This window comes from Actinomadura barringtoniae (genome assembly GCF_017573505.1).
GTDB classification, from domain to species: domain Bacteria; phylum Actinomycetota; class Actinomycetes; order Streptosporangiales; family Streptosporangiaceae; genus Spirillospora; species Spirillospora barringtoniae.
Map to the genome: position 1 here is coordinate 454,531 of NZ_JAGEOJ010000006.1, position 15,292 is coordinate 469,822.

A 15,292-nucleotide genomic window follows, 5' to 3' on the forward strand; every position below is an offset into this window, starting at 1 on the left:
AGTGACTCCTCTCGTGCCCCCGATACCGGCTCTGACCTCATAGAACGTCAGGTGACTCGCCAGTACCAGGAGCGCGAGAGGAAGACCTATGTCATCTCCGAATCACGGAATCGTTCCTGAGCCGGTGACGGGCCTGATCAGCACCGAGTACGCGTAGTCCTGATCCGGGTGGACTTGGTATTGCGGCTGCACAGGGTTGGGTGTGTCGCCCATGCCGGTGACCGCGTGGTCGACGTGCAGGGTGTTCCAGCCCGGGTTGCGGACGCGTGCGAACGGGTACAGCGCCCGGTCCAGATCGTCGTACGGGGTGGCCGAGACCTCCAGGTCGCCGCTCACCAGAAGTCCGACCTTTCCGTCGGTGAGCGTCGCCCATCGGACGTCGTCGTGGTTGGCGTGATCCTGCGGCCGGTAGTACGACTCGTAGAGATCGTCGACCGCCGACGACCAGACGCCCATCTTCACGCCGTCCTTGCGATCGACGTAGTTGCCGACCGGTCCGCGCCCGTACCAGGCGAGCTTCGTGAACGCGTCGGGCATCTTGATCGTGAAGCCGACACGCGCGAGGTAGGGCAGGGTGCGGACGCCGCCCTGCGGGCTGACCTTGTGGCTGAGCTCGATCTGTCCCGAGCCGTCCACCACGTACGTCGCCGTCTGGTCGAACCACGCGGACGCGTAGCCGGGCGCGGAGACCTTGCTCGGAATCGAGATCGACACCTTGCCGTCGCCGCCCGGCGTCACCGTGATCGCGCCGGGGGTGGTGACCAGCCGGTCGAGCCCGGCCTTACGCCAGTCCTCACCCTCGGCCCTCCCCCACGTGTAGGTCTCGTTGCTGGTCGGCGGGCGCCACACGTCCAGCTCGGGTCCGGTCTTCACCAGCTCGGTGCCCTTGTAGCGCATCGAGGTCAGCGTGCCCTTGGCCTTGTCGAAGACGTAGCGGAAGTCCTGGCCGGACACGACCACGTCCTTGTCGCCCTGCTCGGTCCTCACCGTTCCGGTGGCCGGCCATCGGACGCCCGGCACGTCGGTCCCGCCGACGGAGAACTGGCCGAAGCCGACGACGTGCCCGGAGGACTTCTGGACCGCGTCCACGCTCAGCCAGCGTTCGGCGCCGTGCGGGTTGGCGGGCGGCGCCGGGACCGCCGGGTTCACGCTGCCGCCCGGCGCCACGTTCAGCGGCAGGGTGCCCGACCGCAGCGTCCGGCCGCCCTCGGTGTAGCGCCAGCGCAGCTCCAGGTCGCCGGTTCCGGCGAACGCACGCTCGCTGGAGACGGTGACCTGCCCGCCGTCGCGGTCGACGCGGATCGGCGAGTGCACCCACGCCAGCTGCGCCAGTTCGGGCTGCTCGTAGCGGTCCGAGCCCACGAGCCCGTCGTCGCCGGACCAGCTCTCGCCGTTGGACAGGAACGTGCCCTTGGTCGTGAACTTGTCGAAGTTCAGGGCCAGCAGGGCGTCCTTCTTCGGGTCTGCGCCCGCGGCCATCTCGGTCGGCGTCAGCGCCCGCCCGTAGATCCGTACGTCGTCGACGGACCCGTGCGCCATGCGGCCCTTGAGGGCGTCCTGCATGGATTCGGAGTTGCGGCCCACGTTGACGTCCCACGACGACCAGTCGATGTTGCCCGAGTAGGCGACCCGCCCGGCCTCCTTGCCGTCCACGTAGACCACCAGGGCCGAGCCGTCGTAGGCACCGGTCACGCGGTGCCAGGTGTCGTACCAGTCGGCCGGAACGGGCGCCCATGCGGTCCGCCACTTGCCGGCGCTGTAGATGAAGAACTCCAGGGTGTTCTGATCGTGCATCTTCAGGCCGTACTGGTGGTTGCCCTTGGTGACGATGGTGAAATCGCCGGTCCAGGGCTGCGCGGGCTTCACCCACGCGTCCAGGCTCACCTGGTTGCCGGTGAGGTCCAGCTTGCGATCCCGATAGACCTCAACGAAGTCGTCGAGCCCTGAAAAGTAGAGGCCCTTCCCTCGATGACCGTCGGCCCTCTTGGGAAGGCCCTGCAACCAGCTCTTGATGTGGTTGGACGAGCCGTCGGGCGTGGTCGTGAGCGGCTGGCGAAGGTTGGCCTCGGCCCAGTCCCAGATGAAGCCTCCCTGCAGTTGCGGATGCTTGCGGACGGCCTCCCAGAACTCCCGGAAGTTGCCGAGGCTGTTGCCCATGGCGTGCGCGTACTCGCCCATGATGAGCGGCCGCGTCGTGGTGGCCGCCATCGCGTCCAGCTGCTGCGGTGTCGGGTAGCGCGGCCCGTAGACGTTGGCGTACGGGGCGTCGCCGTTCGGGGTGTTGGACTGGTGGTAGAGCGGCCGCGTGGGCTCGTTGGCCTTGGCGTAGTCGGCCATCTTGTAGTGCGCCGCGCCCAGGCCCGCCTCGTTGCCGGTGTCCCACATCAGCACGCTCGGGTGGTTCTTGTCGCGCGCGATCATCGCGGCGAAGCGGTCCGCGAACGCCTTCTGGTATTCGGGACGGTCGGCCGGGCAGTCGGTCGGGCCGGGCGGCTGGGTGCAGTCCTGGTGGTTGTGGGTCTCGATGTCGACCTCGTCGTCGATCCACAGCCCCTTCCGGTCCGCCAGGTCGTACAGGTAGGGGTCGGACGGGTAATGCGCGGTACGCAGTGCGTTGATGTTGAGCTTCTTCATCAGCGCGACGTCGGACTCCTGCCGCTCACGGGTCTGGTGGCGGCCGGTGTCGGGGTCGGTCTCGGGCCGGTTCACCCCCTTGATCAGGATGCGCTTGCCGTTGACGAGGAGCTGCTTGTCCCTGATCTCGATCTTGCGGAAGCCGATGGTCTCCGACGTCCGGTGCACGACGTGCCCGCCCGGATCGACCAGGTCCAGCGCCACCGTGTAGAGGTTCGGCGTCTCGTCCGACCATTTCAGGGGGTCGCTGACGGCGGCCGACAGCGTGACCGGTGTGCTCTCGCCGTTCACCTCGGCCTTGTTCTCGAACGTCTGGACCGGCCTGCCGCGCGGATCGATCAGCGTCGCCTTGGCCGTGTAGGTGCCCTGGGCTCCGCCCTTATTGCCCACGGTCAGCGTGGCGTTCAGGGTGGCGTCGCGGTACGAGCCGTCCAGATCAGTGGTGAAGTAGGCGTCGCGCACGTAGGCCTTGGGCGTGGAGTAGGCCCATACCGAACGGAAGATGCCGCTGTAACGCCACTGGTCATAGTCCTCGAGATACGAACCCGAGCTCCACCGGTGCACCTGGACCGCGACCGTATTGGCGCCGGTGTGAACGTCATCGGAGATGTCGAACTCGGCCGGACTGTAACCGCCCTGGTCATATCCGGCGTACTTCCCGTTCACCCATACGAAGTAGGCGCTCGTCACGCCTTCAAACCGCAGGAACGTACGACGCCCGCCCCAGTCCTTCGGCACATCGAGCCGCTTGACATAGGCGCCCGTCGGATTGATGTCGCGCGGCGTCTTGGGCGGGTCGTCCGGCCACACCTCGGTCGGAATGTTGCGGAACACCGGATGGTCGAGCCGGTCGCTCTGCCAGGTGTGCGGGACCTTGGCGCTCGGCCACTTCGAGACGTCGTAGCCCTGCTGGTAGAAGCCCGCGGGCACCTGGTCCGGCCGTTCGACGACCTTGAGCCGCCAGTCCCCGTCCAGCGGCCGCGACCACGCCTGCTCGCGGGGGCGCAGCATCGCGTGCGGCGGTTCCTGGCCCTCCGACACCATCTGCGGATCGTCGAGATAGGTGTACGGATCGCTCGGCGCCACAACGGCTCGCCGGGGAGCCTTGGGGCTTTTGGGAGAGGTGGCCGTCGCCTTTCCCGGCAGGAATGCCATGACGACCAGGATGGAGACGAGAAAGGCGATAAGAGAACGGGAGCGAGAGGGCATTGGGGGGTGGCGCCTCCTCAACAGGCGAGCTGCCCCCGATCAGCACGCGGGTTACGCCTGGGACGCTAAACGCGCTCCGCCACCCCGTCAATATCGAACGTCGGATGTCTCACCCGAGGGGCGTTCAACCCGTCGATGTTCGCCCGCCGATGTTCACTCGCGGATGTCTCACTCGACGTGGAAGAGGCGCTCGTCGATTCGGTCAAGGGCGAGCCGTACGGCGCCGAGGCCGACCGCCGCGTCCCCGAGCGAGGACATCTCGATGCGGGTCGGGCTGAAGCAGAGCGGCCGGACGTGCCGGCTCAGCTCGGCGACCAGCCGTTCACCGGCCAGCGCCCCGCCGACCACCACCATCTCCGGGTCCAGCGCGAGCACCATGGCGGCCACGCCCTTGGACATGCCCTCGGCCAGCCGGTCGACCATCTCGACGGCGTCCGGGTCGCCTTGGCCCGCCGCGACGAGCACGCGTTCGGCGGCGCGGCCGGAGCCCAGCGCGGGCCGGCCGCCGCCGATCAGCCGCGCCGTGGTGTCGATCCAGCCGAGTTCGGGCAGCATGCCGACCTCGCCCGCGGCGCCCCACCGGCCGCGGTGCAGCCGCCCGCCGACGATCACGCCGGCGCCGGTGTGCAGACCCGCCTGGACGGCCACCACGTCGTCGACGGCCTGGGCCGCGCCGCGCCACCGCTCGGCCATGGCGGCCAGGTTCGCGTCGTTCTCCACGTGGACCTTGCAGGGGAACGAACGGCCCAGCTCGCGGGCCAGGTTCAGGCCGTGCCAGCCCGGCACGACCGTGCACAGCGCCACCGTGCCGTCCGGGTCGATCACGCCCGGGGTGCCCGCGCCGACGGCCCACAGCGATGAGCGTTCCACCTCGGCCTCGGCCAGGCAGATCCGGACCGCCGCCCGGACCGCGGCCAGCCGCTCGGCGGGCTCCCATCCCACGTCCAGGTCGACCCGGTGGCGGGCCACGACCTCGCCGCTGAGGTCGGCGAGGAAGAGCTGGGTCCAGTGCGCGTCGATCTCGATGCCCAGCGCGTAGCCGGCCTCGGCGCGGAACCGGTAGCGCCGGGCGGGCCGCCCGAGTCCGGAGCCGGAGCGCGGGGCCACCTCGGAGACCAGGCCGCGCTCGGTCAGCTCGGCCAGCACGCCCTCGCACGTGGGCCGGGACAGCCCGACCTGCTTGGCCAGCTCACTGAGGGTCGGCTCGCCGCCGCCGCGCAGCGCCCGCAGGGTGGCGGCTGAGTTCAGCCGGCGCAGCACCGAGGGGTCCCCGCCGTGCAGGGCCCCGTGCAGGGAGATTTCGGACACAGTACCTCTTGACAGGGATCGTGGGACCGGCGACATTATTGCCAACTTACTTACGAAACTGCCTTTCGTAAAGAACTTCGCAGGTCAGCCCTGTCCAAGGGGGGACGACCCCCCACACCCCCCGGGCCGACTGCGTCGGGATCAGAGGAGAGCGCCCTTGACGGAGACTACCCGGCCCACGCTCGCCGTGGCAGGAGCGGGGATGCGGGGATCGACCTATGCCCGCCGGGCGCTGGCGACCCGGAGGGCGAAGGTCGTCGCCGTCGCCGAGCCGGATCCGGTGCGCCGCGAACGCTTCGCCGAGGAGCACGGTATCCCGCCCGAGCATGTCTTCGCCGACTGGCGGGACCTGGCCGCGGCCGGGAAGCTCGCCGACGGCATGATCATCGCGACCCAGGACGCCGAGCACGCCGAGCCAGCGGTCGCCTTCGCCGGCCTCGGCTACCACCTCCTGCTGGAGAAGCCGATGGCCACCACCGAGGCGGACGCGGCCGGAATCGTCGAGGCCGTCGAACGCGCCGGGGTCATGCTCGCCGTCTGCCACGTGCTCCGCTACACCCCCTACACCCGGATGCTGAAGGAGCTGATCGAGTCCGGCCGGATCGGCACCCCGATCAGCATCCAGCACCTGGAGCCGGTCGGCTGGTGGCACTTCGCCCACTCCTACGTACGCGGCAACTGGCGCCGCGAGGCCGAATCCGGCCCGGTGCTGATGAGCAAGTCGGTCCACGACATCGACTGGATCATCCACGTGATGGGCGAGCTCCCGGCCCGGATCGGCTCGTTCGGGCGGCTGTCGCACTTCCGCCCCGAGAACAAGCCCGCCGGCGCGAGCGACCGGTGCCTGACCTGCCCGGTCGAGAAGACCTGCGCCTACTCGGCCAAGCGGCTCTACCTGTCCTGCCTCGGCGACCCCGACCTGGAGGCCTGGCCGCTCGGCGCGGTCACCCCCGACCGCACCGAGGACGGCGTGCTGGCGGCGCTGCGGGACGGCCCGTACGGGCGCTGCGTCTACAGCGGCGACAACGACGTGGTGGACCACCAGGTCGTGAACATGGAGTTCCCCTCCGGCGCCACCGGCTCGTTCACCATGACCGCCTTCTCCCCCTACGCCCAGCGGCAGACCCGGATCTTCGGGTCGACCGGGTGCGTCGAGGGCGACGGCATCCAGCTCCAGGTGCGCGACTTCGTCACCGGCGAGCTGGAGACCTTCTCGACGTCCGACGCCCACAAGGCACAGGACGGGCGGCACGACGAGGGCGACGCCGCCCTCGCCGACGCCTTCATCGCGGCGATCGCCACCGGCGACCCGTCCGCGCTGAGCACCGACGGCGAGGAGAGCCTCGCCTCGCACCGCGTGGTCTGGGCCGCCGAACGCGCCCGCCACGCCGGCACGATCAACGACGTCCCCCACGACCACGCATCCGACTCCGCATCACACCCCGCATCACACCCCGAGAGCCATACCCCCGCGAAAGGCACGGCCACCCGATGACGACCAGGACACTCTGGGGCGGCGCCGCCACAGCGCTGACCCTCGCGCTCGCCCTCAGCGGCTGCGGCGGCGACGACAAGAAGACCTCGTCCGCCCCCGCGACGAACGAGGGCCGCGGGCCGATCACGTTCGCCACCGGCAAGGACCTCACCGGCACCATCCAGAAGCTCATCGGCAAGTGGAACACCGCCCACCCGAAGGAGCAGGTCCGGCTGGTCGAGCTGCCCGAGGACGGCGACCAGACCCGGCAGCAGCTCGTGCAGAACGCGCAGATCAAGTCCAGCGCGTACGACGTGATCCGGCTGGACGCGGTCTGGACCGCCGAGTTCGCCGCGCGACGCTGGGTGCTGCCGCTGGACGAGTCCAAGCTGGATCCGTCCACGTTCGTGCCGGCGGCGCTGGAGACCGGTAAGTACCGCGGCAAGTTGTACGCGGCGCCGTGGCTGACCGGCACCGGCATCCTCTACTACCGCAAGGACCTGCTGAAGGACGCGGGCGTCAACGAGCCGCCCAAGACCTGGGCCGACCTCACCGCCGACTGCGACAAGGTGAAGAAGACCTCGGCGGGCAAGGGCGTCGACTGCTTCGCGGGCCAGTACGACAAGTACGAGGGCCTGACGGTCAACTACTCCGAGGCGGTGCAGTCCGCGGGCGGCCAGGTGTTCGACGCCTCCGGCAAGCCGCAGGTCACCTCCCCGCAGGCCAAGGCCGGGATGCAGTTCCTGGTGGACGGCTTCAAGAAGGGGACCATCCCCGCCAAGGGCGTCACCCTCAAGGAAGAGGAGGGCCGCCGCGCCTTCCAGGAGGGCAAGCTCGTCTTCCATCGCAACTGGGCCTACGTCTACGCGATGGCCGAGGCCACCGACGGCTCGTCCAAGGTGAACGGCAAGTTCGATGTCGCTCCCCTGCCCGGCAAGGACGGCCTCGGCTCGGGCACGCTCGGCGGCAACAACCTGTCGGTCTCGGCGTTCTCCAAGCACCAGGCCACCGCGCGCGCCTTCATCACCTACATCGTGAGCCTGGACGTGGAGAAGGAGTACGGCACCGAGCAGTCCTTCCCGCTGTCGCGCTCGGCGCTCTACGACGACGCCGCGATGATCAAGAAGTACCCGTACCTGCCCGTCTTGAAGAAGAGCCTGGACGCGGCCAAGGGCCGTCCGGTCGCGGTCAAGTACAGCGAGGTCAGCGCCGCGATCCAGGACAACGTCACCGCCGCGATCACCGGCAAGAAGTCGGTCGACCAGGCCTCTGCCGACCTGCAGACCGCCCTCTCGGGGTTGACGGACTGACGATGAGCCAACCGTCCGCCGGAACCGGTCAACTCCTCCAGACCGGTTCGTCGGCAGCGTCCCCGGCCGGGCCGCCCTCCCAAGGCCACGAGCGGCCCGGCCGCGGACGCCGGCGTACGCGGGGCGACGGACAGGGTCGGCTCGCCGCCGCCCTGCTGTCCCCCACGTTCCTGGTGCTCGGCGTCGTCATCGCCTTCCCGGTCGTCGCGGCCGTCTGGGACTCGCTGCACCGCACGAGCGAGGGCCTGGACGCCGACGGCCTGGTCGTCCAGGCCGACTCGTTCAGCGGGCTGAAGAACTACACCGCGCTGATCGGCAACGACCGGTTCACCACGGCGCTGTGGAACACCACGTTCTTCACCGTGGTCACGGTCACGATCGAGACGGTGCTCGGCCTCGGCATGGCGCTGCTCATGCACCGGGCGTTCCGCGGCCGGGCGCTGTTCCGCGCCAGCGTGCTGGTGCCGTGGGCGATCCCGACGGCCATCTCCGCGCTGCTGTGGCGGTGGATCTTCGCGGCGGACGGCGTCGCGAACGCGGTGCTCGGGCACGAGGTGCTGTGGACCGCCGACGGCCAGGCCGCCCGCTGGGCGGTCATCATCGCCGACACCTGGAAGACCGCGCCGTTCGTCGCGCTGCTGGTGCTCGCCGGGCTGCAGGTCATCCCGGACGAGGTCTACGAGGCCGCCAAGGTCGACGGGGCGAGCGCCTGGCAGCGGCTGATCTCCATCACGTTGCCGCTGGTCAAGCCCACACTGCTGGTCGCGGTGATGTTCCGGATGATGGACGCGCTGCGGATGTTCGACCTGCCGCAGGTCCTCATCGGCACCCGCAAACCATCGGTCGAGACGCTCTCCCAGCTCGCCTGGGACGACGCGATGAACCTGCGGTACGGGCCCGCCGCGGCCACCGCGGTGGTGCTGTTCCTCTACATCGCGCTGGCCGCCTACGTCTTCGTACGGCTGCTCGGCGCGGACATCATCGGGGAGGACGACTGATGAGGCGCGTGGCCGACCGGCTCTCACCCGTTCTCGCGGCGGTCTTCTGCCTGCTGCCGTTCTACTGGATGGTCGTCTCCAGCCTGCGCCGCACCAACGACATGTTCGACATGTCGGTGTGGCCGAACCCGATGTCGCTGGAGAACTACCGCGCCGTCTTCAAGCCCGGGCACGGCTTCGTCCGGTCCCTGGGCAACAGCCTCATCGTGGCCGGGTCGACGACCGTGCTGACCCTGATCATCGGGGTGTCGGCGGCGTACGCGCTGGCCCGGCTGCGGTTCCGCTTCAAGCGCGCCGTCCTCGCCCTCGTCGTGTCGACGTCGATGTTCCCCGGCAGCCTGCTGATCGTCCCGCTACTCAAGCTGTTCACCGACATCGGCTGGATCAACACCTACCAGGCGATGGTCGTGCCGAGCCTGTCGTTCGCGCTGCCGCTCGCGGTCTGGAACCTCACCGCGTTCTTCCGGCGGCTGCCGTTCGAGCTGGAGCAGGCCGCCATGGTCGACGGCTGCACGGCCGGCCAGGCGTTCCGCAAGATCATCCTCCCGCTGGCCGCGCCGGGCGTCTTCACCACCGCGATCATCACGTTCGTCATCGCGTGGAACGAGTACCTGATCGCGGTGAGCATGGTCAACGACCAGAAGATGAAGACCGCCAACGTCATCGTCTCCCAGTTCACCGGCCAGACCGGCTACGACCAGCCGTTCGGCACCCAGATGGCGGCCGGGGTGGTGGTGACCGTCCCCCTCGTCGTGGTGGTCCTGCTGTTCCAGCGCCGGATCGTCGCGGGCCTCACATCCGGCGGCCTCAAGTGATTCACCCCCGTAAGTGATCATCCGCGTCAGCCCCCGCTCGCGTCAGCCCCCGTTCGCCCTAATCCCCGCTCGCCTTAATCCCGCTCGCCTTAATCCCCGCTCGCGTTGATCCCCTCTCGCGTCAGTCCCCTCCCCTCCTTGGAGTACCGCGCATGAGATCACCCCTGCCTCCGATCGGCCGCAGGTCGTTCCTCACGATGACCGGCGTGAGCGCCGCCGCGTTCGCGCTCGGCACCGGAGCCGAGACCGGCACGGCGCACGCCGACGCGCTGACCGCCGGCTCCGGCAAGGTGCCGTCCGACCCGTTCAAGCTCGGCATCGCCTCGGGCGACCCGCTGCCCGACGGCTTCGTCCTGTGGACCCGGCTGGCGCCCGAGCCGCTGGCGGTCGACGGCCACGGCGGGATGCCCCGCCGCGCCTACACCGTGCGGTACGAGGTGGCCGAGGACGAGACGTTCAAGAAGATCGTGCGGCGCGGCCAGGCCGTCGCGACGCCCGAGCTGGCGCACTCGGTGCACGCCGAGGTGCATGGCCTGCGCCCCGGCCGCGACTACTTCTACCGCTTTCGCGCGGGCGACGCGCTGAGCCCGGTCGGCCGTACGAAGACCGCCCCGGACCCGCGCACGACCCCCGCCTCGTTCCGCTTCAGCACCGCGTCCTGCGCCGCCTGGTACCACGGCCACTTCACCGCCTACCAGCACATGGCGCAGGAGGACCTCGACCTGGTCCTGTTCCTGGGCGACTACATCTACGAATACGGGATCACCAAGGCGAACTGGCTGCGCACCGAGCCCCTGCCGGTCGGCCCCGAGCACGGCGTCGAGATCAACACGCTCGAGCAGCACCGCCTGCGCTACTCGCTCTTCAAGACCGACCCGAACCTGCAGGCCACGCACGCCGCGTTCCCCTGGATGTTCACCTCCGACGACCACGAGGTGCAGAACAACTACGCCAACGCCTGGTCGGAGACCGGGATCGCGCCGGCGGACTTCCTGCGCCGCCGCGCCGTCGCCTACCGCGCGTTCTACGAGAACCTCCCGCTCCGCAGCGTTCAGCTCCCCAAGGGTCCGGACCTCGCGCTCTACCAGCGCAGGCACTGGGGACGGCTGGCCCAGCTCGACATCCTCGACAACCGCCAGTACCGCGACACCTACCCGGCGGGGCAGGTCGTCGACAACTCCCCCGAACGCCACGATCCCAAGCGCACGATCCTCGGCGCCCGCCAGGAGAAGTGGCTGTACGACGGCCTCGCGAAGTCCCGCGCCACCTGGAACCTCCTCGGCACCGGCACGGTCATGGCCCAGATCGACCGCGACACCGGCCCCGGTGAGCTCTACAGCAACGACATGTGGGACGGCTTCCCCGCCAACCGCGACCGCCTCTGGCAGGCGTTCGACCGCAGCAAGATCGCCAACCCGGTCGTCCTGTCCGGCGACATCCACCGCGCCGTCGCCGCCGAGCTCAAGGCCGACTGGAGGGACCCCGCCTCGCGCACGATCGGCACCGAGCTGGTCTGCAGCTCGATCGGCTCCGACGGCGACGGCGGCGAGACCGACGCCTCCGCCAAGATCTGGCTGGGCAACCCGCACGTGAAGCTCTACAACGCCCGCCGCGGCTACGTCAGCTGCACCCTCACCCCCGGCACGCTGACCTCCGAGTTCAAGTCCGTCGCGTACGTCAGCAGTCCAGGCGCCCCGGTGACCACCGCCGCCCGCTTCGTGACCGAGGCCGGCAAGCCCGGCCTGAACCGAGAGGCCTGAGCCGATGAGCCCACAGCCCGTACGCAAGATCAAGGCGGCCCCGGAGATCGGCCGCATCCGCCTGACCTGGGAGGGCGAGGCCTACCGGCCCCTGGTCGACCACTACGCCGTCTACGGCTCACAGCAGCGCGGATTCAAGCCCGGCCCCGACACGCTCCTCACCAAGACCGTCTACGCCTCGTTCGCCCACGACCGCATGGGCGGCCGACGCCAGGACTGGTACTACCGCATCGTGACCGTGGACGCCTCGGGCGACAGCAGCCGCCCCACCTCGGAGATCGCCGGCCACAGCGCCGACTCGGTCACCGTCTCCGGCAAGCCGATCGCCACGGTCGGCACGTTCGACGGCAAGAGCCTGGAGCTGGCGCTGGCGCCCGCCGGATACGCGCAGGTGACCAAGCAGTTCCCGAACGGCGTGGACTACACCTACGGCAAGAGCGTCCCGAACACCGACTGGGCCTACATCCAGCCAGGCCCGGCGGACTCGTGGGCGGGCAGCAAGCCGAGCCGCACCACGTTCCGCTTCCCCTTGGAGTCGGTCCCGTCCGCCGAGGTCGTCCTGGCGATCTGGCTCATCGACACCCACGCCTCCAACCCCGGCGTGATCAACCTCGCCCTCAACGACACCCCGGTCAAGGACATCAAGCTGGAGAACGGCGCCACGAGAGGTTCCCTAGAAGGCGACACGACCGTCCCCGGCACCACCCTCAAGCCGTCCTACGTAGAGCTGCCCCTCCCCGCCTCCTCCTTGAAGGCCGGCGAGAACGTCCTCACCCTCGACAAGAAGATCGGCTCATGGCACGCCTACGACGCGCTGGGCGTCTTCCAGCGCTGACGATAAGCGGTCGGAGTCACGCCCACCCGGCGGACCAGGTGCTGCCGTAGCGAATCGGCGCTGCCGAGCCCGCTGCGGAACGCCACCTGGTCCATCGGGAGGGACGTGGTCTCCAGCAGCTCGCGGGCCCGTTCGACGCGCCGCTCCAGCAGCCACTGGATCGGGCTCACCCCGTTCTCGGCCTGGAACCGGCGCGTGAACGTCCGCGTGCTCACACACGCATGCGCGGCCAGGTCGTGGAGCGTGATCGCCTCGTCCAGCCGCCGCAGCGCCCACTCCCTGGTGGCCGCCAGCGATTCGTCCGGCGTGACGGGCAGAGGCATCTGAACGACCTGCGCCTGCTCCCCGGGCCGAGGCGGCGCCACGATCGCCAGCCGTCCGGCCGCTGCCGCCGCAGCAGCCCCAAAGTCCGTCCGCACCAGGTGCAGGCACAGCTCCACACACGCCGCCGCACCAGCCGAGGTGAGGATCAGCCCGTCCTCCACGAACACCTCGGACACCACCTCGATGCCCGGATGCCGCCGAGCCAACTCCTCCGTCAGCCCCCAATGCGTCGTGGCACGCCGCCCGTCCAGCACCCCCGCCTGCGCCAACACGAACGCCCCCGTGCAGAACGAGGCGACCCGCTTCCCACTCTCAACAGCGTCCCGAACGAGATCCAGCACGCGCGGGTCGACGTCCTCCCGGCCTCCCCCACCGAGCACGATCACGGTGTCGGCGTCCGAGGCCGCCTCAAGCCCCTCCTCGACCATCAGGTCCGTACCGCCAAGGGCCTCCACCCGCCCAGGCTCCGCAGTAGTCACCACCAGCTCGTAGCCCTGGGCGGAGTCCAGCACCATCTGCGAGATGGCGAGGTCGAACGCGTACACCGGCGGGACGGCGACGAACGCGATCCGATGCATGTGGCCAGAACCTCCGGATGGTTGGCTCCGCGGCCCCTGCTCGTCTCTCGCCCGGCGCCGCACAGTGAGATCAAGCGCCCACCGGGGCGCGATGTTCCCATTAAGGAGAGTCATGCCGTTCCATGTCATCGTCGGCCGCGGCGCCACCGCCCACAACCTGGCCAAGCTGCTCACCGACGCGGGCGACCGCGTCACGATGGTGAGCCGCAGCGGCGAGGGTCCTGGCAACGTCGAACGGGTCGCCCTGGACGCCGGGGAGACCGACCGCCTCACCGACCTCGCCCAGGGCGCGGACACCCTCTTCAACTTGGCGATGCCCGCGTACCACACCTGGCCCGAAACGGTCCCGCCCCTCTTCGGCTCCATCCAAACAGCCGCCGAACGCACCGACGCCACCTACGTCATGCTGAGCAACCTCTACGGCTACGGCCCCGTGGAAGGAACGCTGACCGAGGACCACCCGCTCGCCGCCACCGGCCCCAAGGGCAAGGTCCGCGCCCAGATGTGGCTGAACGCCAAGGCCGCCCACGACGCGGGCCGCATCCGCGTCACCGAGATCCGAGCGGGTCAGTTCATCGGTGCCGGCGCGTTCTCCATCTTCAACGCCATGGTCCAGCCCAAGGTCCTAGCAGGCCTACTAGCGCTCGTCCCCGCTGCCGTGGACGTCCCGCACTCATTCACCTCAGTAGACGACGCCGCCGCAGCCCTCTACGCGGTCGCCCACGACGAGCGAGCCCTGGGCCAGGCCTGGCACGCCCCCATGGTCGTCCACTCCGTACGAGAGATGGCCGAACGCCTGGCCGATCTGGCCGACGCACCTCCGCCCCGCGTCGAGGAGATGAGCGACCGCGAGCTGACCCTGCTCGGCAACACCGCCCCCATCTGGGAGGAACTGTGGGAGACCCACCACATGTCGCACCGCCCCTTCGTCGTCGACTCCACCCGAATCACCGACACCTTCGGGGTGAAGCCGACCCCGCTAGACGAGACCCTCAAGGCCTCCCTCACGGGGACAGACGACACCCGCGCCCTGACCAACGCCTGATCACCGACCGGCCTAACTGATGATCGGTTGCCAATGGTGGAGGGCGGCGACTGTGACGCCAGGGGTGGAGTAGTAGGGGTCGCTTTGGATGATCTCTCGCATGCCGCGCTCGTCGGTGTCGAACAGCAGGAGGGCACCGGAGTCGTCCGACCAGGGGCCTGCCATGACGAGCCTGCCCTGGTCATGAAGCTGGGAGAGGTACTGGCGGTGTGCGGGGCGGGCGGCCAGGCGTTCGTCGGTCTGCTCGAAGGTCAGCTCCAGTGCGTACATGAACCGAGCGTATGGGTGGCCTGGTGGCGGGCGCTGTATCGCGTGATACTCGCCGGATGACGGCCCTGTTGTTGAGGGCCGTGCCGCTGTTCGCTTCGCTGGACGCGGCGCGGCTACGGAAGGTGGTCGAACGCTCGATCTCGCGGACGGTCGAGGCGGGGACCGTCGTCGCCGTTCGCGGGCAGGCGGCGGCACGGCTCATCGTGGTCGAGGACGGCTCCCTGACGGGCGTTCACGAGACCGAGCAGGGGCGGCGGCTGCGGCTGGGCGAATTCGCGGCGCCCTGCGCGGTCGACAAGGCGGCGGTGCTCGGCGCGGGCACCTATACCGCGACATGGACGGCGACGGTGCCGAGCAGGCTCCGGCTGATCGGTGCGGATGAGCTCTTCGCGCTCGTTGACGAGGTCCCCGATGTCCGCAGGCACGTCATGAGGTATCTCGCGGAGCAGGTCGGGGAACGGCAGGACGACCTGGTCCGCGTGGCGTTCGACGACGCTGCCACGCGTGTCGCCGAATGGCTGGCGCGGGCGATGCGGTGTGGTGCGCGGGTTGTTCTGCCGGGTGCTCAGGAAGGGCTCGCGGAGACCGTCGGCTCCACCAGGGTGTCGGTTAATCGGGCGCTTCAGGCTCTGGCCCGTGAGGGCCTGATCAGGATCGAGCCTGGTGCCGTCGTTGTGCTGGACGCCGGCGGCCTCCTCGGCTGGGTGCCGAGGAAGCCCACTGAGTGATCGC

General features: G+C 69.6%; 12 protein-coding genes. 8 read left to right on the forward strand and 4 right to left on the reverse strand.

The features are described from left to right. Positions 1-102: 102 nt before the first annotated feature. Together J4573_RS17375 and J4573_RS17380 are read right to left on the reverse strand one after the other, a co-directional pair. Positions 103-3,789 carry a glycoside hydrolase family 2 TIM barrel-domain containing protein gene (locus J4573_RS17375; protein WP_208256537.1) on the reverse strand — a complete coding sequence of 1,229 codons (3,687 nt, stop codon included), beginning with the start codon at positions 3,787-3,789 and terminating at the stop codon, positions 103-105. A 222-nt stretch (positions 3,790-4,011) separates the two neighbouring features. Beyond that, the gene (locus J4573_RS17380) at positions 4,012-5,151 is read right to left on the reverse strand and encodes an ROK family transcriptional regulator (protein WP_307796670.1); all 1,140 of its coding nucleotides are present in this window, start codon (positions 5,149-5,151) and stop codon (positions 4,012-4,014) included. A gap of 157 nt (positions 5,152-5,308) precedes the next feature. On the opposite strand from J4573_RS17380, the gene J4573_RS17385 reads away from it, so the two are divergent. The 6 genes from J4573_RS17385 (at position 5,309) to J4573_RS17410 (ending at position 12,343) form a co-directional block, all read left to right on the forward strand. Further along, on the forward strand, positions 5,309-6,646 hold the full coding sequence (locus J4573_RS17385; protein ID WP_243773113.1) for a Gfo/Idh/MocA family protein: 1,338 nt from the start codon (positions 5,309-5,311) through the stop codon (positions 6,644-6,646). Beyond that, positions 6,643-7,935 (forward strand): ABC transporter substrate-binding protein, encoded by a 1,293-nt coding sequence (locus tag J4573_RS17390; RefSeq protein WP_208256541.1) that lies wholly within the window; start codon positions 6,643-6,645, stop codon positions 7,933-7,935. The genes J4573_RS17385 and J4573_RS17390 overlap by 4 nt, the downstream gene beginning before the upstream one ends. Before the next feature lie 2 nt (positions 7,936-7,937). Beyond that, positions 7,938-8,933 (forward strand): carbohydrate ABC transporter permease, encoded by a 996-nt coding sequence (locus J4573_RS17395; protein WP_208256542.1) that lies wholly within the window; start codon positions 7,938-7,940, stop codon positions 8,931-8,933. Further along, positions 8,933-9,748, forward strand: a complete 816-nt coding sequence (locus J4573_RS17400; RefSeq protein WP_208256543.1) for a carbohydrate ABC transporter permease — start codon at positions 8,933-8,935, stop codon at positions 9,746-9,748. The genes J4573_RS17395 and J4573_RS17400 overlap by 1 nt, the downstream gene beginning before the upstream one ends. 152 nt (positions 9,749-9,900) lie before the next feature. Continuing rightward, on the forward strand, positions 9,901-11,508 hold the full coding sequence (locus J4573_RS17405; protein WP_208256544.1) for an alkaline phosphatase D family protein: 1,608 nt from the start codon (positions 9,901-9,903) through the stop codon (positions 11,506-11,508). Positions 11,509-11,512: 4 nt separating this feature from the next. Continuing rightward, entirely contained in the window at positions 11,513-12,343 is an 831-nt protein-coding gene (locus J4573_RS17410) for a polysaccharide lyase family protein (RefSeq protein ID WP_208256545.1), read from the forward strand. On the opposite strand, the gene J4573_RS17415 is transcribed toward J4573_RS17410, so the two are convergent. Next, complete coding sequence (locus J4573_RS17415; RefSeq protein ID WP_208256546.1) at positions 12,313-13,245, reverse strand: GlxA family transcriptional regulator; 933 nt, start codon at positions 13,243-13,245, stop codon at positions 12,313-12,315. The two genes, J4573_RS17410 and J4573_RS17415, sit on opposite strands and share 31 nt — an antisense overlap. Before the next feature lie 112 nt (positions 13,246-13,357). Here J4573_RS17415 and J4573_RS17420 point away from each other — a divergent pair, with 112 nt between their 5' ends. Then, positions 13,358-14,290 (forward strand): Rossmann-fold NAD(P)-binding domain-containing protein, encoded by a 933-nt coding sequence (locus tag J4573_RS17420; RefSeq protein ID WP_208256547.1) that lies wholly within the window; start codon positions 13,358-13,360, stop codon positions 14,288-14,290. A 12-nt stretch (positions 14,291-14,302) separates the two neighbouring features. Here J4573_RS17420 and J4573_RS17425 read toward each other — a convergent pair whose 3' ends face one another. Continuing rightward, positions 14,303-14,560, reverse strand: coding sequence for a YciI family protein (locus J4573_RS17425; RefSeq protein ID WP_208256549.1), 258 nt, complete (start codon positions 14,558-14,560; stop codon positions 14,303-14,305). Positions 14,561-14,616: 56 nt separating this feature from the next. Between J4573_RS17425 and J4573_RS17430 the strand changes: the two genes are divergently transcribed. Next, positions 14,617-15,288: a Crp/Fnr family transcriptional regulator gene (locus J4573_RS17430; RefSeq protein WP_208256550.1), complete on the forward strand. Its 672-nt coding sequence runs from the start codon at positions 14,617-14,619 to the stop codon at positions 15,286-15,288. Positions 15,289-15,292: the final 4 nt, after the last annotated feature.

Coding starts and splice junctions, on each gene's coding strand:
- J4573_RS17405 (WP_208256544.1), top strand. CDS start 9,901: ATGAGATCACCCCTGCCTCCGATCGGCCGCAGGTCGTTCCTCACGATG.
- J4573_RS17430 (WP_208256550.1), top strand. CDS start 14,617: ATGACGGCCCTGTTGTTGAGGGCCGTGCCGCTGTTCGCTTCGCTGGAC.
- J4573_RS17410 (WP_208256545.1), top strand. CDS start 11,513: ATGAGCCCACAGCCCGTACGCAAGATCAAGGCGGCCCCGGAGATCGGC.
- J4573_RS17375 (WP_208256537.1), bottom strand. CDS start 3,789: ATGGCATTCCTGCCGGGAAAGGCGACGGCCACCTCTCCCAAAAGCCCC.
- J4573_RS17415 (WP_208256546.1), bottom strand. CDS start 13,245: ATGCATCGGATCGCGTTCGTCGCCGTCCCGCCGGTGTACGCGTTCGAC.
- J4573_RS17425 (WP_208256549.1), bottom strand. CDS start 14,560: ATGTACGCACTGGAGCTGACCTTCGAGCAGACCGACGAACGCCTGGCC.
- J4573_RS17400 (WP_208256543.1), top strand. CDS start 8,933: ATGAGGCGCGTGGCCGACCGGCTCTCACCCGTTCTCGCGGCGGTCTTC.
- J4573_RS17420 (WP_208256547.1), top strand. CDS start 13,358: ATGCCGTTCCATGTCATCGTCGGCCGCGGCGCCACCGCCCACAACCTG.
- J4573_RS17395 (WP_208256542.1), top strand. CDS start 7,938: ATGAGCCAACCGTCCGCCGGAACCGGTCAACTCCTCCAGACCGGTTCG.
- J4573_RS17390 (WP_208256541.1), top strand. CDS start 6,643: ATGACGACCAGGACACTCTGGGGCGGCGCCGCCACAGCGCTGACCCTC.